The organism is Mesorhizobium sp. M4A.F.Ca.ET.020.02.1.1, from assembly GCF_004022645.1.
Classification (GTDB): domain Bacteria; phylum Pseudomonadota; class Alphaproteobacteria; order Rhizobiales; family Rhizobiaceae; genus Mesorhizobium.
Genome location: NZ_RZOI01001399.1, coordinates 1 through 455, shown reverse-complemented (window position 1 = coordinate 455; position 455 = coordinate 1). Strand labels below are relative to the sequence as shown.

The 455-nt window shown below is 69.5% G+C and carries 1 protein-coding gene and 1 pseudogene; both read right to left on the bottom strand.

Annotated elements, in window-relative coordinates; all coding sequences use genetic code 11:
- Positions 1 to 236 (bottom strand): annotated as a pseudogene (locus EN742_RS37355) (4-diphosphocytidyl-2C-methyl-D-erythritol kinase); the annotation flags it as partial.
- On the bottom strand, positions 233 to 455 hold a 223-nt coding region (locus EN742_RS37350; protein WP_189375786.1), incomplete at its 5' end, for an XdhC family protein. The gene EN742_RS37350 and the pseudogene EN742_RS37355, both read right to left, overlap by 4 nt.

Here is a 455-nt window from a genome sequence, read left to right as displayed (position 1 = left end):
GCCTCCACGTTACGATGGCTCATGCCGGCGGCGATCCGTTCCGCCGCCGCGTCCTCGCCGAGATCGTCGGGCGCCAGCACGGCCGCGACCACCTCGGAAATGCCGGCCGCTTTCAGCACCGACAGATCATCGGCGCTCAGCCTGTGCGCCTTGCGAAAGCGCCGCTCTCCGGCCTCTGTGGCGTGCGCCAGCACCGCGCCCTCGGCCTCATCGATCGGAACGGGACCGAATTTCACGCCACGGCGCCTTTTGCTTCGAGGCCGCGCGAACGGAAGGCGTGGATGGTCTGCGCCAGCACCGCGACGGCGATCTCGGCCGGACTTGCCGCGCCGATATCGAGGCCGATCGGCGCATGGATGCGGGCGATCTGGTCGGCGCTGGCACCGAGCGCCAGCAGGCGTTCCACGCGCTTGGCGTGCGTCTTCCTGCTGCCGAGAGCGCCGACATAGAAACAC